The organism is Psychrobacter sp. H8-1 (assembly GCF_904846575.1).
In the GTDB taxonomy this organism is placed as follows: domain Bacteria; phylum Pseudomonadota; class Gammaproteobacteria; order Pseudomonadales; family Moraxellaceae; genus Psychrobacter; species Psychrobacter fulvigenes.
Genome location: NZ_CAJHBG010000001.1, coordinates 1,077,312 through 1,102,420, shown reverse-complemented (window position 1 = coordinate 1,102,420; position 25,109 = coordinate 1,077,312). Strand labels below are relative to the sequence as shown.

Here is a 25,109-nt window from a genome sequence, read left to right as displayed (position 1 = left end):
AACAACGAGACGGCTTACATTATATAAGAAATTCAGTGCCCTTTTCAGGAGAGATGGGAAAACTTCCTTCTCATTCTTTAGAGCTACAAACAACCTATTTTGGTTGCAAGTTAAGAGCCATCACTTGTAATAGTAGTTATCTATATTATACTATTTCCCAAAAGTATCACTTCTCGTTTAGAAGATCCGCTACACCAACGTAAGGCTAATCATAATGACCCCAGTAATTAGAGTCGCCATCGCCGGTTACGGCAACCTCGGCCGCGGTGCCCAAGCTGCCATCAAACACTGCCCAGACATGCAGTTAGTCTGTGTATTCAGTCGCCGAGACCCCGCCTCAGTCACCTTAATTGACCCTAGCGTGCCCGTGTATGCTATGGACGATATTGCACAGTATAAAGACGACATAGACGTGCTGATCTTATGTGGCGGCTCCAAGTCTGATTTGCCCGAGCAAGGCCCTGCACTCGCCAGTTTATTTAATATCGTCGACAGCTTCGATACTCACGCCAAAATTCCTGATTATTTTACCGCGCTTGATGCGCCTGCTAAGCAAGCTAAAAAAGTCGCCATGTTATCCGTCGGTTGGGATCCAGGTCTATTTTCTATCAACCGCTTATACGGTGAAGCCATTTTACCAGTCGGCGAAACCTATTCCTTTTGGGGCAAGGGCTTAAGCCAAGGGCACTCAGATGCCGTACGCCGCGTGGATGGCGTCAAGTCAGGCGTGCAATATACCCTTCCCTCAGAATCTGCTATAGCACGGGTACGCAGCGGCGAGCAGCCCACACTTAGTACCCGCGAGAAACACACCCGCGAATGTTATGTAGTGCTAGCAGATGACGCCGATGCCGATACTGTGCGCAACGCCATTGTGACCATGCCAGACTACTTTGCTGACTACGACACCAAGGTGCACTTTATCGATCAACCAACTTTTGAGCGCGATCATCAAAAGATGCCCCACGGCGGTTTTGTCATTCGCAGTGGCGTGACTGGCATCGATAATGAGAAAAACGATCAAGCAATGGAGTTTTCCCTAAAGCTAGGCAGCAACCCTGAATTTACTGCCAGCGTACTCGTAGCCTACGCCCGCGCCACTTATAAAATGAACTTGGCAGGGGAAACTGGTGCGAAAACCGTGTTCGACGTCGCACCTGGTTTATTGTCGCCCAAGTCTCCCGCGCAGCTGCGTAAAGAACTGCTGTAAATACTGGCTTTCAACTAGAAACGATAAACCTCTCAGCTAAAAAGAAGAAGCACCGAGCCTGTATGGCTTGGTGCTTTTTTTGTGGTCTAATCTTTAACATCACTACTGCAGCTTATGCTATTTATCTAAATTATCAGCCAAGATACTCTATAGTATCAGAAGCCGTATTAATGAGAAAAAAATTACCCTCACCAGCTGTATGCAACTGACGAAGGTATCTCTTACGAGTTTTTATTCAAAACTTAGTACGTCATATTACAGTAGCGAATTGATGAATCAATTAACGCTCTAAATGTAGATACTGCAGATGGCACTCGTACTGATGCAGAATATCAACCAGCACTTGCTCCTTTGTGTAGCCAACCAAGTCATACTCTTGCGAACCATCACTTAAGAACACTTCAGCACGATAGTAAAATTCTGCATGCTTGGTCGAGGTATTCAGCGTAAAGTTAGGGCGCTCAGCTTTGATGAGATTAACTTCATACACAAAGTCATCTTCATCGCCATGACCGACACGCAGTTTTACGCCATCTATCTGACCCTCATCTTGACCCTTACCAGCATCTATACTTTCACTGATATTATCAAGATTGCGGATATCTAGAGAAGTGTTAAGACCGCCTGCTTTCAGCTCTTTTTCAACCTCGGTCATCGCTGGCATGACAGTATTTTGCAAAAACCTTTCAACTTGTCTGTGCCCAGGGAAGCTGACAATACGTTGTAAGCGCGCTTTCCAGCTCTTACCGCTATCGAGCACGTTTGCAGTACCAAGGGTGCTGGCTTTGCGTTTATTACCCTCTTCTTTTAGCGACTTCCACATCGACATCATGTAAAGAACTAAAATAAGCGAGAACGGCAAACCGGCAATCACAGAAACTGACTGTAATGATGCAAAGCCACCTGCGAACAGCAAGCCTAGGGTAATTAAACCTGTTGCCGCCGCCCAAAACAAACGCAGCCATACAGGAGCGTCAGTATCATTGGTCATGCCTCTTGAGCTTAGGTTCGCGAGTACCAAAGCGCCTGAGTCAGCTGAGGTCACAAAAAATATAAGACCAATGACCACGCCTGCGAATGACAAAATATCACTATAAGGAAAGTATTCAAACAAGGCAAACATGCCCATCGCTGCATCATTGACTGCAATTTCGCCAAGCTCAGTTGCCCCATTGGCGACTAGGTTTATGGCTGAATTACCAAAGATAGAGAACCATGCAAAGATGAAACCTAGCGGGATAAACATCACGCCAAACACAAACTCGCGCAAGGTACGACCACGGCTGATACGCGCGATAAACAAACCGACAAATGGTGCCCAAGCGACCCACCATGCCCAGAAAAATATCGTCCAGCCTGATTTCCAATCGGCACCAGCAGTACCATCATAAGCATAAACATCGAATGTTTTGAACACGATAGTTTGGAAGTATTGACCGATACTTTGGGTAAAGGTATTGAGCAAGTACACGGTATTACCCATGACCAAAATCGCGATCAACAGCAATATCGATGACAGCATATTAAATTCAGATAGACGGCGCACCCCTCGCTCTACGCCTGTCATCGCAGAGATAGCCGCAGCAGTAACTACGCCCAAGATAATAAGGCTCTGCACCATTTTGCTAGACTCGATACCGAAAACATGCGTTAAGCCCGCATTGGCCTGCAATACCCCAATACCTAGGCTAGTCGCAATACCCATCAGCGTACAGACGACACCAAAGGTATCGATACCATCACCAAGCCAGCCCTTGATTAAACGCTCGCCAAAGATAGGGGTCAGTGGTGAACGTAGTGCTAATGGCATGTTTTTACGATAAGCAAAGTACGCCAATGCCATACCGATTAAGGCATAAATACCCCAACCATGTAGACCCCAATGTAAAAAGGTCTGCGACAGTGCTTCACGCATGGCCGCCTCACTGCCAGGCTCAAGCCCTGTATGCGGCGTCAAATAATGCATCAACGGCTCAGACGCACCAAAGAACAATAAATCAATGCCGATACCAGCAGAGAACAGCATTGCCGCCCATGCTAAAAAGGGAAACTGGGCTTTTTCGTGGTCTTGCCCAAGCTTGATATCGCCATATTTAGAGAAGCCAACAAACAAAGCAAAAATACTATAAGCGGCTACCACCAGCATGTAGTACCAACCAAAACTCTCTGATACCCATGCCATGCCAGCGCTTAGTAATGTCTCGCTATAATCTGGAAACATGATCGTCCAGATTATCAATAAAATAGAAATAATAGCTGAGCCTAAAAAAACCGTCTTATTTAGAGTCAGGGATTTCGTCGCATCTTCTGATGGCGAACTGTACATAAAAGACCTCAATAGGTAAATGAAACACAGTCTGATATTGCTTTGTCCGTCATAACTTTATGACTGATAACCACATAAGATATGTATAACCACATGACGCACAAAGCAGTACCAATAAATAAAAACTGCTGGGTAGCTAGCAAAACATAAGCGGATTTAACCATAATGGTATTCGCCTTCTTAAATTTTGGCGCTGATAAAAAAGACCTTTACTATGAAAGGCCTTCTTTTTTGAAATTGTCTTATATTATTCATTGTCCAATAGCTTAGAAAGTCGTTTAAACAACAGAGCTATAATCACGCATCGGCTCGGCTCTCAGCGGCGCGCCATTGGCAACATAGTAGTCAGCCGTTGAGCGTGGCAGCTGCACGCCGCGCATCTTATCAACGATTTTTTCTGCAAGCATAATGGTGGTGGCGTTCAGATTACCACTGATGATATTTGGCATGATAGAAGCATCAACGACTCGCAAGCCACTAATACCATGCACCAGCCCTTCTCCATTGACTACCGAATCATTGCCTTCGCCCATTGGACAAGTACAAGATGGGTGATAAGCCGTCTCACTGTGGTTACGAACGTACTCATCCAACTGCGCATCGGTCACCAAATCATCGGTCGGCGCAATAGCACGACCGCGATAAGGGTCAAGCGCTGGCTGATGCATAATCTCACGAGTGATGCGCATGGCAGCACGGAACTCTTGCCAGTCTTGGTCATGAGACATATAGTTAAACAAGATACTTGGATGAGCACTTGGATCTTTTGAGGTCAGCTTGACACGACCACGACTTGGCGAGCGCAATGAACCGACATGCGCTTGGAAGCTATGTGATTTGACTGCGCTGCGACCATCGTAACGCACCGCTAACGGTAAGAAATGATACTGAATATTAGGATGAGTAAATTTCTCATCGGTACGGATAAAGCCGCCGCCTTCAAACTGGTTTGATGCGCCTAGTCCTGTGCCCATAAATAACCACTCGGCACCAATCGCGGGCTTATTCCACCACTTATTGGCAGGCGCAATTGAGACTGGTAGCTTACATTCGTACTGCATATACAGCTCTAAATGGTCTTGTAGATTATTACCGACGCCTGGTAAATCTAAAACCTCAGTCACGTCCAAATCTTTAAGCCATTGACCAGGACCAATACCTGAACGCTGCAACAGTTGCGGTGTGGCAATCGCGCCCGATGAGACAATCACTTCACGAGATGCGTAGAATTTTTTGGTTTGACCTTGGTGCTCTACTTTGACACCGACAGCGCGCTTACCATCAAATAAAATCACATCAGTCAATGCGCCCGTCAAAATAGTAATGTTACTGCGCGGTTTGGCGCGGTCAAGATAACCGCGAGCCGTTGATGCGCGGCGACCATTGGGCGTCACAAAGCGATCCATTGGCCCAAAGCCTTCTTGCTGATAGCCATTTAGGTCATCCGTGCTTGGATAGCCAGCTTGTACGCCCGCTTCAATCATCGCTTCAAACAGCGGATTGACTCCTGGCTTTGAAGTGGTCATCTCAACCGGACCACCGACGCCATGATAATCGTTTTCGCCAGCATCGCAGTTTTCTAGCTTTTTAAAATAAGGCAGACAGTCCGAATAAGTCCAATCCTCTAAGCCTTTGATTTTCGCCCAATCGTCAAAATCTAACGCATTGCCACGGATATAGCACATACCGTTAATCAACGATGAGCCGCCAAGTCCTTTACCGCGACCGCAGTCCATCACGCGATTATTCATATTCGGCTCGGGATCGGTTTTGTATCCCCAGTTATAAGTCGTTCCTTGTAACGGCATGGCGAGCGCCGCTGGCATCTGGGTGCGAAAGTCTAAGCGATGGTCTGGACGACCAGCTTCTAACAGCAACACCTTAATGTTGGCATCTTCGGTCAAGCGCGTGGCCAGCACGTTTCCTGCTGAGCCTGCACCAACAATGATGTAGTCATACTCAGGTGTGGTTGTTGTCATAAAATGCTCCATAATATTGAAAATAAATCATTTAATATCAGTAAGATTGAATCAAAAAGAAAAATTAGCCCAAATGAATCAATCTTACTGATTAAGAATCTTCTCAATACAAATTATTAAAATACAGACTCAAACGCGCCCAACTCTACTTGAATAGATTTGGTCTGTGTATAGTGTTCAATGGCTTCAATGCCATTCTCACGGCCAATACCCGAATGCTTATAACCACCAACTGGCATTTGCGCAGGTGATTCACCCCAGGTATTTAACCAGCAAATACCGGCTTCAATCTGACCGATCACTCGATGTGCTCGGGTCAAATCAGCGGTCACGACCCCTGCTGCCAAGCCGTACTCGGTATCATTGGCACGGCGAATGACTTCTTCTTCGGTCTCATAAGTCAATATCGACATCACTGGACCAAAGATTTCCTCACGTACGATAGTCATATCATCGCTGCAATCGGTGAACACGGTCGGTGCGACAAACGCGCCATTGGCAAGTTCGCCTGACGTGATACGTTCGCCGCCAGTCAATAGACGCGCGCCACCCTTTTTACCTTGCTCGATATAGCCAAGCACTCTTTCCATATGCGTAAAGCTGACCATTGGACCCATATTGATATTCTCATCCATTGGATCGCCAAGCTTAATACGCTCAACACGCGTTAAAATAGCCTCTTCAAATTTGGTTTGTAACGCTTTAGGAATAAACACGCGCGTGCCATTGGTACAGACCTGACCACTGCTATAGAAGTTCGCCATCATCGCGATGTCAGCAGCGGTATCGATATCGGCATCATCAAATATGATTAATGGCGACTTACCGCCAAGCTCTAAGGTCACGTCTTTAAGAGACGATGATGCTGCGCTCGACATGACTTTTTTACCAGTCGGCACACCGCCAGTAAACGATACTTTGGCGATATCAGGATGCTGGGTTAATGCTTCGCCCACTTCATAATTACCTTGCACGACGTTAAAGACGCCATCTGGTAAGCCCGCTTCGGTAAATATTTCCGCCAGTTTTAATGCGGTTAATGGCGTGACTTCTGATGGTTTAAAAATCATCGCATTACCTGCGGCCAACGCAGGACCCGCCTTCCACATAGCGATTTGAATCGGATAATTCCACGCACCAATACCAGCGACTACGCCGAGCGGCTCTTGACGGGTATAGACAAAGCTGCTATCACGCAGCGGAATCTGACGACCTTCAATCATTGGCGCCAGACCTGCATAATACTCAACGACATCAGCACCAGTGACGATATCGACATACTTGGTCTCAGAGTAAGCTTTACCCGTGTCTTTGGTCTCAAGTAACGCCAGTACATCATTGCGTTCGCGCAGGATGGCTACGGCGTTTAGCAGAATGCGACTACGTTCAACTGCCGTCATCGCTGCCCAAACTTTTTGACCTTTTTGCGCCGCGATTACGGCTTCGTTTATCTGCTCAGCAGTCGTTTGCTGAATGGTGGCGAGCACTTCACCCGTCGCTGGATTAATATCTTCAAAGGTAGCTAATGAATCATCGACAGCCAGATAACGCCCGTTAATATAGGCAGTTTGTACTTGTTCTAAATCGATAATGTCTGTTAAGTTACTTGGGTTTGGGTTTGAATCTGTCATGAGTTCTCCTATCGACGACTGGTAACAGCTTTATACAAAAGCTAATACCGAATAATTTCGTCATGGTTTAAGTTTCAAAAAATAAAATTTACGTGGTTCTTTCTTAAGGTTTCTTTAATGAGTTATTTGAGAGCGGCGTTTTAATCATCCTCAGGTTGCGTCATTTTTATCAAACGCGCGCGTAATGATTTTTTGTCCGATATATTAATTCCTGAAAAATCAGAGAGCCAAATCCCATCAGCGACCAAACGCACCATACATAGCGTTTCGGTATTATCGGTTGCTTTATGCTTTTCCAATTGCTCATTCGACCACGCAGCCCACAGCTGACGCAGCTCACTATCACCCAGCATCAACACATATAAAGTGGCTTGATTATCAAACTCTTCCTGCCCTTTTTCGCCTAAGCTAATCGTGGCATCAATATAAGCCCGCGTGAAAGAGCCATAACGCATAGGGTCTCTCGCCATAGCTTGATTGACTTCTGCCTCAAACTTCGCCATCGCATCATGAAACACTTCAAGGATGAGCGCATTCTTAGTGGTAAAGTGATGCATCACACCACCTTTGGTCACCCCGACCGCATCAGCAACGGCTTGAAAAGTTACCTTTGACAGCCCCTGCTCCAACGTGATTCGTGCCGCCTGATCTAGTAGTGCACGGCGCACCACTTCTGGCTGTTTTTTACGTTTATAAGGGTTTTCTGTTTCCATCTTTATTTCCATGTTCATTTTTACCTACCTGTCAGTGCACCACAGAATTAGACAGTAAGTTCATGACCACGACACCGCCCACAATCGTAGCGCTCATATTTAGAATACCTGTCTCAAATCAAGTACATCGTCTTGATTGACAATCAGTCAATAATGTATACTAAAGAAACCATATGGTCGGTATTTTATAGAAATAATCTAACAATGTACAGGTGAAAGATGATGACGCCTGCTTGGCTAATATAAAAGTACGTTAAGTATGTCCGCCACAGCCAGATCTTTTTTGGATGATGTGTTTGTACTAGAAAACCTTTTTTCATCTCATTTTTATATTATCAATGCTTTCAATAAGTTACGCAGGCCTGAATACTAAGTAGCAGCTTATATTCATCTCATAGGAAACAGCAAAAATACCGGCACAGATGAACGAAAAAAGCTACGATACAAACCTTCTGCATCGTAGCTTTTAGAAAACTAACTAATCTCTTGTTACAAATTTAGAGCTGGTTGAGCTATCAAAACCAACCTTCTTCTAACAGATGCTCTGTATTACTCAGTTTAAACTCAGTATGCAGATCATAAAACGCTCCTGGGTCTTCAACATTATCGAGCAACTCTCGTTTATTGAGCGCCACAAACATCGCCAGCGAATAAGCCGCACAATGAATAGACTTTTTTGGATTAAACGTAATATCAGTAAAGGCTTGATATTGCATGACTTCCTCGGCTAGCTGAGAGTTTTGCTTTAGCGCATTGATATACAGCCAATCGTAAAATGCAGTTAGCGGCTCAACACCCCACTCCACACCAAAATCATTGTAACCATCAAGCTGACCTGAGTCTTGTAAGCGCTCGTCTTTTTTGGCATGTCTTGGCGCGGCTGTCAGCAAGTCGGTATACGGACCACCGTGCTCAAAAACCTTACTGGCCTGAAAGATGTTTTCGACACTATACTGCCCGCCGCTATGCTCATCAGTGAGCTTTAAGCTGAGTGGACTCAGTAAAAAACTTAACTTATTACCTGACTTGCTAGAGAGCTCTAAGACGTTATTAAAGCCATATTTCTTGCGAATGACTTGATGCAGGTCATTGATGGATTTTTTCTTTTGGCGACTGGCAAACCCCACATGGCGCTCAAACCTAACCATATCCGTTTTTACCAGATTGTCACTGTTGACTCTAGGCATAAATACGGGTTTTTGCTCTACAGCGTTTTTACTTTGTTCCATAATTTATAGTCTTTATTTCATAACGATGGGCATTATATCAATAGTTTTGTATAAATGCTCTTTGATAGCAGCTCTTGCATAAATAGCGTTTAAATAAACAGCCTTCTAAACACATTTCTATCTTATAATTAATGATTAATCACAGTGAACTGCCTCGACGATATCTTAGACTGCTTCATTAGAGTCATGGCTTTTTATGTTTGAATCCAATTCACATAATATATAGATTTAAACTCAAAGGGCGATATATAACCAATCGTAAGATGCAGACGCTTCTCATTAAACCCACCTACCCAATATTTAATTGTAAACTCAGTACTTTTAAATTCTACCACCTGTTCAGCTAGTCTGGATAAAATATAGAAACAAACTTGGCAAACTAAGGATATTAACAGGAGCCTATCATGGCTAAGAAAATGAGAGCTATCGTAACATAGCAAAACTGAACAACTTGACTAGGCGCCTTCATATGAAAAGGTCTTGCCGATAATTACACTGGCTTCAAACTTATTATTAATGCTTAAGAAAAGCAAAATAAAAAAAGGCTCATAATTGTTTATGAGCCTTTTTAGACAGGAAATCTTTATCCCGATAATGACTGATGACTTATATCAACAAACAGAATCATTGGATTTTGGCACTGATAGCCCAAAGAGTGGACGCAAGTACAATGCTAAGAAAGTTCCTGCCATTGCGAGTATGCCCCATATATAACCGTGCAAGCTGAAGGAAGCAATACCACCAAAGTAAGCGCCGATATTACAGCCAAATGCAAGACGTGCACCATACCCCATCATCAATCCACCAATCACAGAAGCAGCAAAATTGCCTGCCGTAATCTGCGTAAATTTGAATAAACCACCTGCGGCCGAAGCGATAAACGCACCAATGATAATGCCGATGTTCAGTACAGTCGTTGAATCTGTAAAAATAGAAGCATTAAGCGCGGCGGCGTTGGCCCCCTGCCAATAGCCCCAACTGGCTACATCAACACCCAAGCCGCTAGCAATTTTAGAACCCCATAGAGTAAAAGCTGAAGTAATACCCCAAGGCTGGCCACGCGTTAGTAGAGTCAGTGCATTCAGTAGTGCCAAAATAATCGCTGCTGCAAACAGTGGCCAAGAACCGCGGAAAATGTTATGTTCATAACTTTCATTTTCTTTATAATTGGAGCCACATTTGGCGCTTATCATCCGCCATTTTAGGTGCATTTCTTTTTTTCTCAATAATCAACGTCACCCACGCGATTAAACCGAACAACGCAAGCGATACTAACCAAGCGCCTGTATAACCAAGACCTGTAGAGGTCGCCAGTGAATAAGGTGCATAAGCTGGCATCTCTTCTGTCCAAAATGGCAGATGATAAGCGCCAATTGTGGCTCCAATTATAAAGAAAATGAAAGTTATGAACATAACAGAACGCCCGCCTCCTACAGCGTAAAGCGTACCAGAAGCACAACCGCCACCCAGTTGCATACCAATACCGAAAACAAAAGCCCCGACCACTAAGCTAACGCCTAATGGTGATACATAGCCTGCAACCGGCCCACCAAAAATTGTGGTGCCACAGGCAAGGATGGGCGCGAATAGCGTTACAGCGACTGCTAACATTAACATATGTGAGCGCATAGCCTGACCATTGCCTACCGACATCATACGTCTAAAGGCCGAGGTAAAACCAAAACGCGCATGAAAAAGGGTATAGCCTAACAAAAAGCCTATGCCGAGAAGCAGCGATTGTGATATATGCTGAGTATTAAGTAAATACATCAACAGCAGCACTCCTGCAACTGCGCCTCCTGCTATTAATATTTTCTGCGGTGCATTTAAAGTAAGACTCTCTCTAACGATAGGATCTTTTGTATCGTTCACGGGTTGAACTCTAGCAATAGTATTCAAGGTAATAACATCCTTCTCCGATTCATTTGATCAGATATGACTTTTATAAGATTTTATAGGGGAATATTAAATGTAGATTTTTGGAGCTTGGCAGGGTTCTACAATGAGTAACCATCAACGCTACATATTAATCTTAATACCGTCAAAGTAAACATGAGAACACTAGAAAAATAAGAATTAGCATATGACAATATGGAATAAAAGAAGACTAGCTAATATGAGGCAGTGAGGTGAATATTTCGCAATTTCAACTATGCCTTCAAACCTCTACATTTAATACTAAGAAGGAAATATCACCACCTCATCGTCTTCCTGCCAAGGCTGATACTTCGTCATTACTTGCAAAAACATCGGATGCTCCAGCCACTGTTTTAGCCAACGCTGCAAGTTTGGATACGGTAAACTGTAAAAAACTTCGCGATCGACATGGGCGAATTGACGGACAAAGGGCATGATACCAATATCGGCAATGGTTACTTTGTCTCCCAGCAAATAAGTGCTCTTAGTTAGCAGCTCCTCTAAAGTCTGTAAAAACACTTCGCCGCGTTGTCGATACTCGGTTTGGGTCATTTCAGGATGACGATCAGCATACTTGTATCGATCCAGCCAATGTTTAAATTCATTATCATTTTTATCGATCAGCGCATTGGCCTCATGCAAAACTTCAGCCGCAAGCAAGCCTTGCGGATCTTTCTGCGCAAGCGCCCATATCATGATATCAAAGCTCTCCTCAATCACAGTACCATCAGTAAGCTGTAAAACAGGCACAGTGCCTTTTGGGCTAATCGCTAGCATCTGCAGCGGCTTGTTTTTTAGTATTATCTCTCGCAGCTCTACTTGCTGCTTAGCAAACAAGATGCCAAGCCTAGCACGCATGGCATAAGGGCAGCGACGAAAAGAGTACAAGAAAGGCAACGAGGCAGTCATAATTTTTCTCACGATAAAATCAATAGGCTAACATAAAAAAGACCTCACCTCTAAAACAGGTAAGGTCTTAGTTTTAAGACTTACTGATAAAACTCACTTATAGAAACAACAATCCCAGAGCAATCACTACGCCGCTGACAAGCAGCACGATGACACAAAATCCCATGATGTCTTTGGCTTTGAGTCCTGCAATTGCTAGCGCCGGCAATGCCCAGAACGGCTGAATCATGTTTGTCCAAGCATCACCCCATGCCACCGCCATGGCCACTCGTGACGGGTCACTACCCAGCATTTCCGCCGCTTCTAACATAATTGGCGCTTGCACTGCCCACTGTCCGCCCCCTGATGGGACAAAAAAGTTGACCAGTCCTGCACTCAAAAAGGCAAAAAGTGGTAACGTTTGCGCTGTCGAAACACTGACAAAGGCTTCTGACATCACCCCGGCCAAACCAGACGCGGTCATCATACCCATAATGCCTGCATAAAACGGGAATTGGACGATAATACCGCCCGCGCCTTTGACGGCTTCTTGAATAGAAATTAGATAGTTGCGGGGCGTTCCATGAAATATAATTCCAAGGAATAAGAACATAAAGTTAACTAGGTTGAGCGTTAAAGCAAAACCATTTTGTACAAAGTAATAAATAATAAAAGCAATGCCCAATAGGCCGATAATCATTGACAAAATCCAGCTGTTTTCCAAACGCTCTGCTGGTGTCATATCTGATTTTGCTGGCAGCGCTTCGGCGGCAGGTTCTACTAGCAGCTTCGGATCTACCGTCACCGTATCTTCTTTTTTTGGCATCATCAGACGGTTTAATAACGGTACCACAATCACCAATGCCGCAATGATGATTAAGTTATAGCCAGCAAAGATGGTGGCACTCGTTGGAATAACACCAATGGTATCAACGAACGGATGGCCTTCTGTCGCAATAGACAAAGGAATCGATCCCGAAAACCCTGCATGCCAAATGATAAAACCAGAATAGGCACTGGCAATGAGCAAGCGGTAATCGACGTTTTGTACCCGCTTTGCCAACTCTTTTGCAAATAACGCCCCGATGACCAGTCCAAAACCCCAGTTGATCCAGCTTGCTGCCAGAGACACTAGGGTTACCAATATAATCGCGCTACCGGGCGAAGTTGCGAAACTGGCAAGCTTGCCAAGCCCCTTTTTAAATATCGGACTACTTGCTAGCACAAAGCCAGTGACCAACACCAATACCATTTGCATCGAAAATGCCAGTAATGCCCAAAATCCATCACCCCAATACGCCACCATCTCTACAGGAGACGAGTCGGTTAACCCCAAACCCATTACAAAAATGACTAAAGTTAAAATAATGACAAATAAAAACGGATCTGGTAAATACTTTTCCATCAAACTATTCGAGAAGCGGGTAATTGCTTTCATTTTTAACTCCCTTTTTATTTAGATACTCTCTTAAATCCCAATGCTACCTCATTATGGCTTTTTATTGTTAATTATTCGGCAATAATACATCTGTCCGATGCTGTGCAGACTGTGTTGTTCATAATAAGCGTACTGGGCATGGACTTACTCCACCAACTGCCACCCAGGCGTTGAGTAATATTGGTCTTGATGAGCAAATAAAGGATGCGCTTTTGCTTCTTGTAGGCTAAGCACAGGGGTGACGCAAACATCAATGGATGCAAAGTGCTGCTGCCAATGAGCGAGCGTTTGACTGGCAAAGATATCACTCACTGCCTTTGCTGCTGCTAGGCTCTCAGGGGAGTTTGGCATGACGCCAAGTTGCCAATGGCTCTCTTTTAACTCTGGCAGCTCCAACGCCTCGCACAGTCCTTGCCAAAACTTTAGCTCCAATGATCCAACTGCCATATAGCGATTATCAAGGGTTCTGTACAAACGATAGCAAGGCAATAGTCCACCCAAAAAATCAAGATGCGGTGGCGGTGTCTGTCCTGAGAAACTTTTGACCAGTGCGCCCGTTTCCTTTGGCATGACTAGATGCTGATATAAGCTATGGGTCATACTGACCGCAATATGTCGACCCTTGCCTGTACGCTGAGCGGCAAACACTGCAGCGAGCAAGGCAATGACGGCAGTATCATCACTACCACCCGCTAAGTCTGCAAACTGCACATTGGGCATGGCCTGCTCACCGTTTGCTGTTTTTAGTTGATCAAGGACACCACTCATCGCCATAAAGTTAATATCATGGCCAGCTTTATGCGCCCAATCATGACTGGCTCGTGGGTGATTGATCGTACTTTCATCTATAGCACTCCCTTCTATTGCAGCGCTCTCATTGGCATCTTTAGCCGTCACGCCGTAGCCTGTAATCGACACCATCACTAGCTTTGGATTAAGCGCATGCAGCGTCTTAGCACCTAGTCCCATACCTGTTAAAACGCCTGGGCGGAAGCTGTCGAGCATGACATCGGCATCTTTGATATGCGCCTTAATAGCTGCAATGCCTTTGGGGTCGCGAAAGTCATGTTTTTCGGTAGCCTTGCCATGATTTAATGCGGCAAACAGCTCCCCAAAGGCTCGGGCAGGGTCGCCATTTTTGGGTTCAATCTTGATAATATTTGCACCCAAATCGGCAAGCAGACGGGTGGCAAAAGGTCCTGGCAGGTTACGCGTCAAATCAACCACTCGCAGCCCTTGTAAGCAGTCAGCCATTGAGTCTACTATTGAATCTGTCGTCAGCTCAGTCATCAAAGAACACCTCACCTTTAGCCGCCATGTCGAGCACAACTGGCGCCGGCTGAAAACGCTCGCCATATTTCTCCGCAAGCTCACGGCTGCGCTCAATAAATCTATCGAGTCCCATAGCATTGATAAACTGGAGGGTACCGCCATGGTGCGGTGTAAAACCCCAACCAAAGATAGCGCCGATATTGGCATCCGCGACAGAGCGCACGACATTTTCTTGATAGCATTTAGCCGACTCATTGGCTTGAATAAACATCAAACGATCGATTAGCTCTTGCTGTGATGGTTGCTGTGCGCTTGGTGGGTATAAATTCAGCAGCTCAGGCCACAAATATTTATCACCTTCATCAGGATACTCATAAAAGCCTTTACCGTTCTTTTTCCCTTCGCGATTATGCGCTTTGACCAATGTTTTGAGTATCTCGTATGAGGGACGTACGGATACGGGCTTACCTTCGGCGGCCATATCTAGCTGCTGCTGTTCGCTCACATGCAGCGCCAGACTTAGAGATACTTCATCTTGTAATGCCAGTGGCGGCATCGGCATACCTGCCTTTAGACCAGCGACCTCGATACTGCGTGGATGCACGCCCTCACCTAACATTGCCACGCCTTCAGACACATAAGTGCCAAATACCCGTGAAGTATAAAAACCACGACTGTCATTGACGACGATGGGTGTTTTGCCGATTTGTAGCACATAATCAAAGGCTTTTGCCAAGGTGGCATCATCGGTCTGCTCACCCATGATGATCTCAACCAATGGCATCTTATCGACTGGCGAGAAGAAATGCAGCCCGATAAACTGCTTGGGGCGCGTACTGGCTTGAGCCAACCCCGTGATAGGCAAGGTTGAGGTATTAGACGCATAGACAGCCGACTCAGCAATCACCGCTTCACTCTGCTCAGTACATTGCGCTTTAATCTCACGATTTTCGAATACGGCTTCAATGACAAGGCCACAGTCTGCTAAGTCATCATAAGAGACGGTCGGCGTGATGCGATTTAGCAGTGCCTGCTTTTTCTCTGCTGTCGCGCGCTGACGGCTAATGGCTTTATCCAAAATGGTGGCAGAATAAGCTTTACCTTTTTCAGCACCTGCTAGATCGGTATCGAGCAGTACCACCTCTATGCCCGCTTTGGCAGTGACATAAGCAATACCCGCGCCCATCATGCCCGCCCCTAAGATGCCAACTTTTTTGGTTTTATAGCGCTCAAAACCATCAGGACGCGACTGACCTTTTTTGATACTGTTCAGCTGCGTCCAAAGGGTATTGATCATATTTCTTGATTCAGCAGACAACACACAAGCGGCAAAAAAGCGTGATTCAAGCTCAAGGCCAGTGTCGATGTCTACAAGGCAGCCTTCAAATACACAAGACATTATATGGGTAATCGCTGGATAATTGCCGTGCGACTTTTGATTGGCCATGGCGGGTGCCACAGAAAACACTTGTACGTTTTTGGGATGGTTGCTATCGCCGCCTGGGATTTTAAAGCCTTTTTTATCCCACGGCTGCTGCGCCTCAGGATTGGCTTTGATCCAGTCTTTCGCCTGCTGTAGCATATCTGCTTGATCAGTGGCAATGGCATCAATCAAACCGATATCTTTAGCAGCATCTGGACGTAGCTCTTTACCTTGCGTCATGAGCTCAAGCGCCGCTTGAATACCAACCAAGCGTGGTAGGCGCTGAGTACCGCCGCCACCTGGCAGCAAGCCGAGTTTAACTTCAGGCAGTCCCAATTTGGTTTTAGGAGCGTCAATAGCGATGCGATAATGACAGGCTAAGGCCAACTCCAAACCTCCACCCAGCGCTGTGCCAGTCATGGCTGCGACGACTGGCTTACCTGATGTTTCAAGTTTGCGCAAGCTACCTTTAAGGTCTTCGACCAGCTCAAAGGCTTGCTCGGCGGTATCAATACTAGCCAATTGGTCGATATCAGCGCCAACGACAAAGGTTTCTTTTGCCGACGTTAAAATTAAACCTTTAGCAGACTCATCATTGATAAAGCTATCGGTCATCATAGCAAAGGCATCTGTAAAGCCATCACCGATGACGTTCATTTTGCGGTCGCTTTGGTCAATCGTGACAGTAATAATTCCATTATCAGATTCGGCAGAAAAATGGTTCAATGTATTGATAGCATCTATGCTATTTGTACTCATGTTAAGTCCTTTTAATATTATTTTACTTCGATATAAATTACTAAAAACCTATCAGCGCTATTCATCAAAACTACACGCGCTCGATGATGGTGGCAATGCCCATACCACCGCCTACGCATAAGGTAATCATTGCCGTTTTAAGGTCACGACGTTCAAATTCATCAAGGACCGTGGTCATGAGCATCGCGCCCGTGGCTCCAAGCGGATGACCCATAGCGATAGCGCCACCATTGACGTTGACGATATCAAGCGAGATACCTAAGTCATCGGCAGTATTGAGTGGTATGGCAGCGAAAGCTTCATTAATTTCCCACAAGTCGATATCGGAGGCTTGCATGCCCGCCTTTTTGAGGGCTTTTTGGCAGGCAGGTGTCGGCCCTGTCAGCATAATGGCAGGCTCTGATCCAATGACTGAGGCCATAGTGATTTTGGCACGGGGTTTGAGACCTGCCTTTTTACCAGCGGCAGCGCTACCAACCAAGCAAATTGCGGCACCATCGACAATGCCCGACGAGTTACCCGCATGATGCACGTGATTGACGGCCTCAATGGTGGTATATCGGTCTAAAATGACACTATCAAAACCCATCTTGCCAAATTTAGTAAAAGAAGGATTGAGAGCCGCCAAGGTTTCGGTACTGGTATTCGGACGGATGGTTTCGTCTTTATCCAATAACAACATGCCATTGATGTCAGCAACAGGGACAACGGACTTATCATAATAGCCCTGATTCCAAGCGTGCGCGGCCCTTTGATGCGATTCAGTAGCAAACTCATCCACATCCCTGCGACTAAGGCCTTTTAATGTCGCTATAGTATCTGCACCAACCCCTTGCGGCACATAATGCGTCGCCTCATTGACCCGTGGATCCATATACCAAGCACCGCCATCAGAGCCCATTGGCACGCGGCTCATAGATTCTACGCCGCCTGCGACTACCATATCCTCCATACCAGACATGACTTTGGCGGCAGCCAGATTGATAGACTCAAGGCCCGAGGCGCAAAACCGAGATAAGGTAACGCCCGCCACACTTTGCGCCCAGCCAGCGTCAATCACCGCGATACGCGCAATATCAGAGCCTTGCTCGCCAACAGGGGTCACACAGCCAAGTACCACATCGTCAACTAGGCTAGTATCCAAATTATGGCGCTGCTGCATCTCCTTTAATAACGTACGTGTCAGCCAAATCGGGGAAACCTGATGTAAGGAGCCGTCCTTTTTGCCTTTGCCACGCGGCGTGCGGATAGCATCATAAATATAAGCGGTCTCAGTCATAAAAATCCCTTTTTATTTTTAAATCATTAATAAATCTACATCTTTCTTTATTTGAAATATGCTTAGCTATAAACCCAGATAAAAAATGAGTCGTCACCCTTTACATAAAACGTGACGCCAGCTCTTTCATAATCTCATTGGTGCCGCCGTAGATTTTTTGCACGCGAGCATCGGCATACAGGCGCGCGATTGGGTATTCGGTCATATAGCCATAGCCACCAAACAGCTGCACGCATTCATCAATCACCTCACACTGCTTTTGTGTGACCCAGTATTTGATCAGTGATGCGTGCGGTACGGTCAGCTTATCCTCCAGCATGGCATCGACAGCAGCATCGCACATACTACTGGCAGCGAGATAATCAGCGTAGCACTCTGCCATCTTAAAACGAGTGTTTTGAAAGCTCCAAACAGGCTTACCGAAGGCTTCACGCTCTTTGACATAATCTAACGTCAAATTAATCGCCAACTTCATCGCGCCAACCCCTGATAGAGCAATAATAAGCCGCTCACGTGGTAACTCCTCCATCATTTGAATAAAACCTTTGCCCTCAACAGCCCCTAACAAATTCTTTTGTGGTACACGGACATTACTAAAAAACAGCTCTGAGGTATCCTGTGCGCTCATGCCGATTTTGTCGAGATTACGACCACGCTCAAACCCCTCTACTTTGTCAGTTTCTACCACGATAAGGGAGACGCCTTGCGCACCCTTTTCACGATCTGTTTTACATGCCAGCAAAATGAGGTTGGCATGCTGACCATTGGTGATAAAGGTCTTGGAGCCGTTGATGATATAGTCATCGCCGTCTTTGACCGCGTAGGTTTTGATGTTTTGCAGATCTGAGCCAGTGCCAGGTTCGGTCATGGCAATGGCAGCGACATACTCGCCCGTTGCCATCTTAGGCAGCCACTCTTTCTTTTGCTCGTCAGTGCCATGCGTCAAAATATAAGGTGCGACAATCCCCGAATGCACCATACCGCCAAAGCCTGGTTGATTGGCTTCCGCTTGTGCATAAAGCAGCGCTGCCTCATGACCAAAATCACCGCCGCCGCCGCCATACGCCTCGGGTATGGATGCGCATAAGAATCCCATCGCACCCGCCTCTTCCCACGCTGCGCGGTCTATCATGCCGTTTTTGCGCCATTCTTCGTCCTTTGACTCCCAACTTTTAAACATTTTAAACGCGCTGTCATAGACCATCTGGTGCTCTTCGGTCATCCAGTTTGGGGTAAATTTTTCAATACTCATGGTGTCTTCCTTGACGATTTTGCATCGTTGATGTTCAATAAATAAAAGTTAAACTCGCACTTTTTGGGTTTGGTATGAGACTCATACTAGGACAGTCAACTCACTTGCGCAAGACGCTATTGAAAAGCAGTGGTACAAAAAAAAGCCCCACTATAAGAGTGAGGCTGTGCTATGTTGATATGTTTGAAAGTTCGCTGTTTACGACTAAAAAACCTTTAAGTAATTCTTCTTAAGCGCTGCTGGCTTTTGGTCGTTCATACGCTACTCTATCGAAATCGAACGCTTCATGCTTTTCTTCGATAATTAATTGATGGCTTTCATTGGCATCACTAGACATCCAGTTTGCGCTATCAAACTCAAAATCTACTTCTGCTCTTAAGCGATATTTGGGTGAAAAGTCAGGATAATGCGCCAACTCATACTTAATTTGATCGATATCCTTTGCAAACGACTCATAAGGCAACTCAATGATCAAAAATAGCCTTACCAAAAATGCATCAGCGGTAAAGTATTTATCCATATAACTACCATCAAGCCCAAGGTAGCGATTGCACAATACATGACGTAAGCGCTCACAAGCAGGGATAGTATGCCCTAACGGATAGCCCATCGCTTTGATAATATCTTGTGCACGCAGCTGCTGCGTGTCGATTTGAGTAATAATATACTGAGCAAGAGAATGCTGCGGGCGATAATGGCGAATGTATTTGGATTGACTGCTTGAGTGGCTCATAGTATAGAACACCTTAGATTCCTAGCACTCCGACAAAAAAGTATAAAATCAGGCACAAATGAGGATGTCGGAGTACAGGCTCATGCGCTTTACCAGGATTGTTTTATATCGTGCTGGAAGTTGCAAGGTTTGTACGTCGCCACTAATTGCAATTATGATAATTTACAGTAGCGATTGGCAATACAAAACTGTTAAACCCACGATAATTTGTCCAACGATGATAGCACATCAGATGACAGAAAATAAATACCGATATGTGTGACTGTTTGTGAATAGTAATTTTTCACATTAAGCACTCAATACTGGACCTTTCTGTATACTTTGTTCATGTGCTAACACGAGGCTCAACATCAAAACATTAATGTTGAAATATTAAAGAAAATGACTGATAATCTAACGGTTGACGTCAACGACTATTCTGCCTCGAATTTTACCATCCAATAAGTGGCTGGCTGTCGGAATGACTTCGCTTAGGCCAATCTCTCTGGTGATTGCATCTAATTGTGTCATATCCAAACTCGTACTCAAGCGCTGCCATGCTTCTATACGCTCATCATAAGGTCGCGTCACGCTATTAATACCAAGCAAACTGACACCGCGTAAAATAAAAGGTGCAACAGTAGCAGGGAAATCCATGCCTTGAGCCAACCCACAGGTAGCCACTAAACCATCTTCACAAGTACTGGCACAAACATTGGCTAGCGTGTGACTACCAACAGAATCAATTGCGGCGGCCCATCTCTCTTTACCAAGAGGACGTCCCGGACTACTTAACTCCGATCGGTCGATGATTGTCGTTGCACCCAGGCTCTTTAGGTAGTCTGCTTCTTCTAGGCGACCCGTAGAAGCTGTGACAGAGTAACCTTGGTTTGCTAAAAGTGCGATGGCAAAGCTACCAACGCCGCCATTAGCACCAGTCACCAATACTTCACCGCTATCTGGTGTCAGCCCATGACGTTCCAACGCAATCAAGCAAAGCATTGCGGTATATCCTGCCGTACCTATCGCCATCGCCTGACGTTCAGTCATCGATTCAGGGAGCGGGATAAGCCAGTCACCATTTAATCGCGCCTTTTGTGATAGACCGCCCCAATATTTCTCACCCACACTCCAACCATTTAACAACACCTTGTCGCCAGCTTTGTAACGAGGATGGCTGCTTGTCTCGACGGTGCCAGCTAAATCGATCCCTGGAACCATAGGAAATTGACGTACCACAGGGCTACGACCAGTGATAGCCAGTCCATCTTTGTAATTAAGCGTGCTAAATGCGACACGAACCGTGACATCTCCCTCAGGCAATTGCGTGTCCTGTATCTCAGTCAGATTAGACTGATAAACATCATCATTTTTTTCAATTAATACTGCATTAAACATAGTAGCTCCTATTTAGACCATTCGTCTATAAATGAGTAAAAAATAATTTAGACCAGTCGTCTAAAAATATAGATAAAAAATTACTTCTGTATTCCTGCTATAAAACCTCGGAAAAAAATATCCAATGGACTGACGTCTTGCACCAACTTAGCACGCAAAACTGCACCTTCCCAACCAATCCAAAAGAAAGCAGCAAGCTCATCACAATCACTATCAGAAGGTATTTGTCCTTGTTGTACTGCCAAACGCAAGCAAGCTGCTAAACGCTTCTGCCAATCAAGTAATACACCTTCTAACTCACAATGAAAACTCTCAGGCAACACGGTGACCTCTTGGCCCAAGTTTCCTACCAAGCAGCCACGTCGAAATTCGTGCTTGATCATTCCCGATTTAGCATCCTCAACGAAGTCACTGATACGCTGCATAGGAGGTACTTTCTCATTCAAAAAACAATGATCTAGTTTACGAGCAAAATATAATGCGTATTGCCGCAACACTTCCTGTCCAAACGCTTCTTTGTTTTTGAAGTAATTGTAGAAAGAACCTTTGGGCACATTGATACGTTTGAGTATGGCATCTATACCAGTGGTCGCAAAGCCTTGCTCTGTGAGCATCTCTACCCCAGATCTTAAGAGAGCCTTACGGGTATCCGTAAACTCTCGCGCAACATTGGGTGGACGCCCTCGGCGGGCTTTTGGCTTAATAATCGTCATGCACAAATATTATGACCGATCGTCTTTAATGTCAATAAATTATTTGTAAGCCCTCAACTGCTGCTGATTAGTCTTCACCATGATACGTCGCCTCGTCCATCCAAATGATGGGATCTTCACACAGATGAACCAAGTGATACCAGATATCACTACTGCGGGCGATACGGTGATGACCGCCTGCAAAATAATCGACTTCCCAGCTATCAGATAAATTGACTAAGGTTCGTCTAGCAACCGCCACATCCAAACTTTCATCGTCGACTTCCACCATGACGCGCATCATCTCAGTGTTAGAAGTGGGGAACGACAGCTTCATATCTGCCGCTGCCGGAATACGGTCGGCTAAGACATCACTAGGATAGATACAGGGCGCAATCAATAACGCGCGTAAGTTATATTTATGGGCGAAATGATTGGCAAACCAGCCACCAAGCGAATGCCCTGCCAATACTACTCGAGGATATTCTTGCATCTTTTCTTGAATTAAGGCATCGTAAATCTCAAATATTTCTGCAAAGTTGTCTCGGTAATTGACCGTTTGGCAATATTTAGGCTCACGTGTGATACAGGTATATTTACTGGTCTCATTGCTTGAGTCGAGACCATGAAAAAACAATAAAAACGTGTCATTATTTTCGATAGGAAACATCATAACCTTCTCCTTTTTTAATTATTATGTAGGTTTATTTTTATTAAACTGGTTTATGAATTAAACCGCTTTTTGGCTAGCAATCTGCGCTTGATATAAACCCAAAATCTCCTCACAAGCCTGCATTGAGATATTTTTTGCAAACCCCTTATTAAACCAAAAATCATAAACGGTTTGGACAATATCTTTCACCGCTTGCGCATCCTTTGGCTTCTGCTCTTTTAATTTGCGCGCAATGTCTTGTGCCTGTATATCCGACTCGCTATAGGGCGCGCTCCAGCCCACGCAATATCGATAGAGCACATCATTAATGGCCAGTACAAATATGGCATTGGACACACCAAATGAACCAATTAACCTCTCAAACAGCGCATAGCGCTCTTCATAAATACTGACCTCTATTGGCATATCGGCTCGCTCAAACAGACAATCAGCACTGACTATGTGCGAGGGCTTACTAAAATCCTCCCACAGTAGTGGATAAGACCCGCCAATACCGCCCTTCTCCACCACGTTAAAGCGCCAAATGGCGTAATGCGTCTCAGCCCCCTTAAAGGGCAGATGTATCAGCCACTGCATCAGCGCATCACTGTCATAAATGATATGACTGCTACCAATACGCACACCTTGCTTGGGTAATACATCGGTGTATAAACGGTCCATGTCATTACTATAAAGCTTTACTTTGTTTAAATTCTCATCACTGACATCGCCTAATTTAGCCCTTGCCTCTATTATATTTCGATAGGGTTGAAATGGCGCTACAAAGCTTAGCGTCTCACCGGTATTGTTCACAAAATAAATATCATCTTCATAATCGTCCACAGAAACGCTCTTAAGATAAAATAATGGCGTTTTTCGTACTCGTCCCTGCTCATCACTCGCCAATGCCGTTATACCAGACAGCTTTGCGCCATCTGCCCACTGCACATTTTCTAACCGCTTTTGCTCAAATTCATATGTTAACTTTGTCATAGTCATATCCTTATTATTTTGACTTTGGTTTGTTTGTCGCTTTTTTTGGTTGCTCTTTGCTCGATGCCTATTTTGAGCAAGCAGAGTCTGTTCGCCATTTTATTAAATGACTTTATTATCTATAAGTTAGTATTTATAAAGGGAAGTAGATTAATCGATTTGGCAAGGCAGCAGTTTTATGGTGAACTGGCTTTTAGGCGCAGCTTTTTATTGTCGCATCATCAACATTTTTGCAAGACTAACGAGCGTTTTTGTGTTCAATCTTTATGCTTATTAACAACTATGGTTTTTGGGTTTGTGCAGGCGAAGGTGTTTAGGATTAAAGAAAAATAACATTGTTAAAAAAAACTCAGCTAAGAAGTGAGGCGTTGCGCCCCGAGGGTTAGCTGTTTGCCCAGTTATTTTCGCCTGACTCAATAACTATAGTATAAATTTTTATAAAAATAAAGCATTTTGATATTACCTGCGACAACTGGTGTCGCCCATCTTTTTTTAACAGCTTCTTTCAATAGCCTCTGTTAGCAAGCCTTTAGCACTCACTAAACATGTACTTGGCAGGGATGTAAATCATCTATTAGAAACATGTATTAAAGGCAACTAGGCAAAATCAGCGGGGATATAAAGGTATTCTTTTTGACCATCTTCATTTTCAAACGACACTCGATAGCCATTGATAATTCCATCAAATGGAATGTTTCCTGACATAGCCGTGTAATGCGTTCGAACCAATTCATCAATCACTTGTCGCTGTTGGCATCTATCAAGTAGGCGCACCTCATCATCCAACTCTATCCTTCTAAACTTAGATACAGCCATCATGCTCATAAATGAGGGTTGGAAGTTATCGCTAAAAGTAACATCTGCATAAACGATGGGCATGGTGGCATTGAGTACCTTATGCGCGTATTGCTCTAACTGCTGTAAAAGTAGCAAATATTGATCTTTCTCAATATCTAACACTCTACACAGAGCATGAACGAACTCAGCGGATGAGTATTTAAAATCATAACTGGTTTTGGTCAGCCCTAATTCTGGCGACGACAAGACATGCTCTAAACGCTTTAAGGCTCTAGTTTGGGTTTTAATGTGAGTCTGATAGCCCATAGATTGGATTATTTGGGCATGTGATAGGTTTTTTTGCTCAACCCGCTGTAGGATTAAAGCCTGCAATGTGCTTGCATATTGACTAGAATAAATCATGGGATGTGTCCTTATACTCTGGCGAATGTAACTGTACTTACAAAGGTAAAAGCACAGTTACTTTGCTGAAGGATGCAGAGTAATAAGGGGTTGTGCGTTTTACCAGTGGTTGTTTTTCATCGTGCTGGAAGTAGCGTTAAACCCAC

The 25,109-nt window shown here is 44.8% G+C and carries 20 protein-coding genes; 1 reads left to right on the top strand and 19 read right to left on the bottom strand.

The window, feature by feature from the left end:
- Window positions 1-214: 214 nt before the first annotated feature.
- Complete coding sequence (locus JMY01_RS04615) at window positions 215-1,210, top strand: diaminopimelate dehydrogenase (RefSeq protein WP_201574454.1); 996 nt, start codon at window positions 215-217, stop codon at window positions 1,208-1,210.
- A gap of 280 nt (window positions 1,211-1,490) precedes the next feature.
- Here JMY01_RS04615 and betT read toward each other — a convergent pair whose 3' ends face one another.
- From betT to JMY01_RS04525, 19 genes are all read right to left on the bottom strand, one after another.
- On the bottom strand, window positions 1,491-3,536 hold the full coding sequence (gene betT / locus JMY01_RS04610; RefSeq protein ID WP_201574452.1) for a choline BCCT transporter BetT: 2,046 nt from the start codon (window positions 3,534-3,536) through the stop codon (window positions 1,491-1,493).
- Between the two features lie 278 nt (window positions 3,537-3,814).
- Window positions 3,815-5,515: a choline dehydrogenase gene (betA, locus tag JMY01_RS04605; protein ID WP_201574450.1), complete on the bottom strand. Its 1,701-nt coding sequence runs from the start codon at window positions 5,513-5,515 to the stop codon at window positions 3,815-3,817.
- A 116-nt stretch (window positions 5,516-5,631) separates the two neighbouring features.
- Window positions 5,632-7,146, bottom strand: coding sequence for a betaine-aldehyde dehydrogenase (betB, locus tag JMY01_RS04600; protein ID WP_201574448.1), 1,515 nt, complete (start codon window positions 7,144-7,146; stop codon window positions 5,632-5,634).
- 140 nt (window positions 7,147-7,286) lie between these two features.
- Window positions 7,287-7,859 (bottom strand): TetR/AcrR family transcriptional regulator, encoded by a 573-nt coding sequence (locus JMY01_RS04595; protein ID WP_201574447.1) that lies wholly within the window; start codon window positions 7,857-7,859, stop codon window positions 7,287-7,289.
- A gap of 515 nt (window positions 7,860-8,374) precedes the next feature.
- Complete coding sequence (locus tag JMY01_RS04590) at window positions 8,375-9,088, bottom strand: hypothetical protein (RefSeq protein ID WP_201574446.1); 714 nt, start codon at window positions 9,086-9,088, stop codon at window positions 8,375-8,377.
- A gap of 611 nt (window positions 9,089-9,699) precedes the next feature.
- Window positions 9,700-10,281 carry a YeeE/YedE thiosulfate transporter family protein gene (locus tag JMY01_RS14245; RefSeq protein ID WP_265089841.1) on the bottom strand — a complete coding sequence of 194 codons (582 nt, stop codon included), beginning with the start codon at window positions 10,279-10,281 and terminating at the stop codon, window positions 9,700-9,702.
- A complete protein-coding gene (locus JMY01_RS14240; RefSeq protein ID WP_265089840.1) occupies window positions 10,250-10,987 on the bottom strand; it encodes a YeeE/YedE family protein in 738 nt (245 codons plus the stop codon). Before JMY01_RS14240 ends, JMY01_RS14245 begins: the two co-directional genes overlap by 32 nt.
- A 279-nt stretch (window positions 10,988-11,266) precedes the next feature.
- Entirely contained in the window at window positions 11,267-11,914 is a 648-nt protein-coding gene (locus JMY01_RS04580) for a glutathione S-transferase (protein WP_201574445.1), read from the bottom strand.
- Window positions 11,915-12,011: 97 nt separating this feature from the next.
- The gene (locus JMY01_RS04575; RefSeq protein WP_201574444.1) at window positions 12,012-13,331 is read right to left on the bottom strand and encodes a short-chain fatty acid transporter; all 1,320 of its coding nucleotides are present in this window, start codon (window positions 13,329-13,331) and stop codon (window positions 12,012-12,014) included.
- Window positions 13,332-13,475: 144 nt separating this feature from the next.
- Window positions 13,476-14,621, bottom strand: coding sequence for a CaiB/BaiF CoA-transferase family protein (locus JMY01_RS04570; RefSeq protein ID WP_201574443.1), 1,146 nt, complete (start codon window positions 14,619-14,621; stop codon window positions 13,476-13,478).
- Window positions 14,614-16,785, bottom strand: coding sequence for a 3-hydroxyacyl-CoA dehydrogenase NAD-binding domain-containing protein (locus JMY01_RS04565; protein WP_201574442.1), 2,172 nt, complete (start codon window positions 16,783-16,785; stop codon window positions 14,614-14,616). Before JMY01_RS04565 ends, JMY01_RS04570 begins: the two co-directional genes overlap by 8 nt.
- Before the next feature lie 70 nt (window positions 16,786-16,855).
- The gene (locus tag JMY01_RS04560) at window positions 16,856-18,064 is read right to left on the bottom strand and encodes an acetyl-CoA C-acetyltransferase (protein ID WP_201574441.1); all 1,209 of its coding nucleotides are present in this window, start codon (window positions 18,062-18,064) and stop codon (window positions 16,856-16,858) included.
- A gap of 100 nt (window positions 18,065-18,164) precedes the next feature.
- Complete coding sequence (locus tag JMY01_RS04555; RefSeq protein ID WP_201574439.1) at window positions 18,165-19,316, bottom strand: acyl-CoA dehydrogenase family protein; 1,152 nt, start codon at window positions 19,314-19,316, stop codon at window positions 18,165-18,167.
- Between the two features lie 229 nt (window positions 19,317-19,545).
- A complete protein-coding gene (locus tag JMY01_RS04550; RefSeq protein WP_201574437.1) occupies window positions 19,546-20,049 on the bottom strand; it encodes a hypothetical protein in 504 nt (167 codons plus the stop codon).
- A 393-nt stretch (window positions 20,050-20,442) separates the two neighbouring features.
- Window positions 20,443-21,426, bottom strand: coding sequence for an MDR family oxidoreductase (locus tag JMY01_RS04545; RefSeq protein WP_201574435.1), 984 nt, complete (start codon window positions 21,424-21,426; stop codon window positions 20,443-20,445).
- An 80-nt stretch (window positions 21,427-21,506) separates the two neighbouring features.
- Window positions 21,507-22,139 carry a TetR/AcrR family transcriptional regulator gene (locus JMY01_RS04540; protein ID WP_201574433.1) on the bottom strand — a complete coding sequence of 211 codons (633 nt, stop codon included), beginning with the start codon at window positions 22,137-22,139 and terminating at the stop codon, window positions 21,507-21,509.
- 67 nt (window positions 22,140-22,206) lie between these two features.
- On the bottom strand, window positions 22,207-22,791 hold the full coding sequence (locus JMY01_RS04535) for an alpha/beta hydrolase (RefSeq protein WP_201574431.1): 585 nt from the start codon (window positions 22,789-22,791) through the stop codon (window positions 22,207-22,209).
- A gap of 57 nt (window positions 22,792-22,848) precedes the next feature.
- Window positions 22,849-23,763: a hypothetical protein gene (locus JMY01_RS04530; protein ID WP_201574430.1), complete on the bottom strand. Its 915-nt coding sequence runs from the start codon at window positions 23,761-23,763 to the stop codon at window positions 22,849-22,851.
- Between the two features lie 597 nt (window positions 23,764-24,360).
- Window positions 24,361-24,963 (bottom strand): hypothetical protein, encoded by a 603-nt coding sequence (locus JMY01_RS04525; RefSeq protein WP_201574429.1) that lies wholly within the window; start codon window positions 24,961-24,963, stop codon window positions 24,361-24,363.
- Window positions 24,964-25,109: the final 146 nt, after the last annotated feature.

Bases quoted from the DNA above. Each gene is read 5' to 3' on its own strand.
- JMY01_RS04535 (WP_201574431.1), bottom strand. From the start codon at position 22,791: ATGATGTTTCCTATCGAAAATAATGACACGTTTTTATTGTTTTTTCAT.
- betA (WP_201574450.1), bottom strand. From the start codon at position 5,515: ATGACAACAACCACACCTGAGTATGACTACATCATTGTTGGTGCAGGC.
- JMY01_RS04615 (WP_201574454.1), top strand. From the start codon at position 215: ATGACCCCAGTAATTAGAGTCGCCATCGCCGGTTACGGCAACCTCGGC.
- JMY01_RS04530 (WP_201574430.1), bottom strand. From the start codon at position 23,763: ATGACAAAGTTAACATATGAATTTGAGCAAAAGCGGTTAGAAAATGTG.
- JMY01_RS04575 (WP_201574444.1), bottom strand. From the start codon at position 13,331: ATGAAAGCAATTACCCGCTTCTCGAATAGTTTGATGGAAAAGTATTTA.
- JMY01_RS04570 (WP_201574443.1), bottom strand. From the start codon at position 14,621: ATGACTGAGCTGACGACAGATTCAATAGTAGACTCAATGGCTGACTGC.
- JMY01_RS04595 (WP_201574447.1), bottom strand. From the start codon at position 7,859: ATGGAAACAGAAAACCCTTATAAACGTAAAAAACAGCCAGAAGTGGTG.
- JMY01_RS04525 (WP_201574429.1), bottom strand. From the start codon at position 24,963: ATGATTTATTCTAGTCAATATGCAAGCACATTGCAGGCTTTAATCCTA.
- JMY01_RS04545 (WP_201574435.1), bottom strand. From the start codon at position 21,426: ATGTTTAATGCAGTATTAATTGAAAAAAATGATGATGTTTATCAGTCT.
- JMY01_RS14245 (WP_265089841.1), bottom strand. From the start codon at position 10,281: ATGATAAGCGCCAAATGTGGCTCCAATTATAAAGAAAATGAAAGTTAT.
- JMY01_RS04550 (WP_201574437.1), bottom strand. From the start codon at position 20,049: ATGAGCCACTCAAGCAGTCAATCCAAATACATTCGCCATTATCGCCCG.
- JMY01_RS04555 (WP_201574439.1), bottom strand. From the start codon at position 19,316: ATGAGTATTGAAAAATTTACCCCAAACTGGATGACCGAAGAGCACCAG.
- betB (WP_201574448.1), bottom strand. From the start codon at position 7,146: ATGACAGATTCAAACCCAAACCCAAGTAACTTAACAGACATTATCGAT.
- JMY01_RS04540 (WP_201574433.1), bottom strand. From the start codon at position 22,139: ATGACGATTATTAAGCCAAAAGCCCGCCGAGGGCGTCCACCCAATGTT.
- JMY01_RS04560 (WP_201574441.1), bottom strand. From the start codon at position 18,064: ATGACTGAGACCGCTTATATTTATGATGCTATCCGCACGCCGCGTGGC.
- JMY01_RS04565 (WP_201574442.1), bottom strand. From the start codon at position 16,785: ATGAGTACAAATAGCATAGATGCTATCAATACATTGAACCATTTTTCT.
- betT (WP_201574452.1), bottom strand. From the start codon at position 3,536: ATGTACAGTTCGCCATCAGAAGATGCGACGAAATCCCTGACTCTAAAT.
- JMY01_RS04590 (WP_201574446.1), bottom strand. From the start codon at position 9,088: ATGGAACAAAGTAAAAACGCTGTAGAGCAAAAACCCGTATTTATGCCT.
- JMY01_RS04580 (WP_201574445.1), bottom strand. From the start codon at position 11,914: ATGACTGCCTCGTTGCCTTTCTTGTACTCTTTTCGTCGCTGCCCTTAT.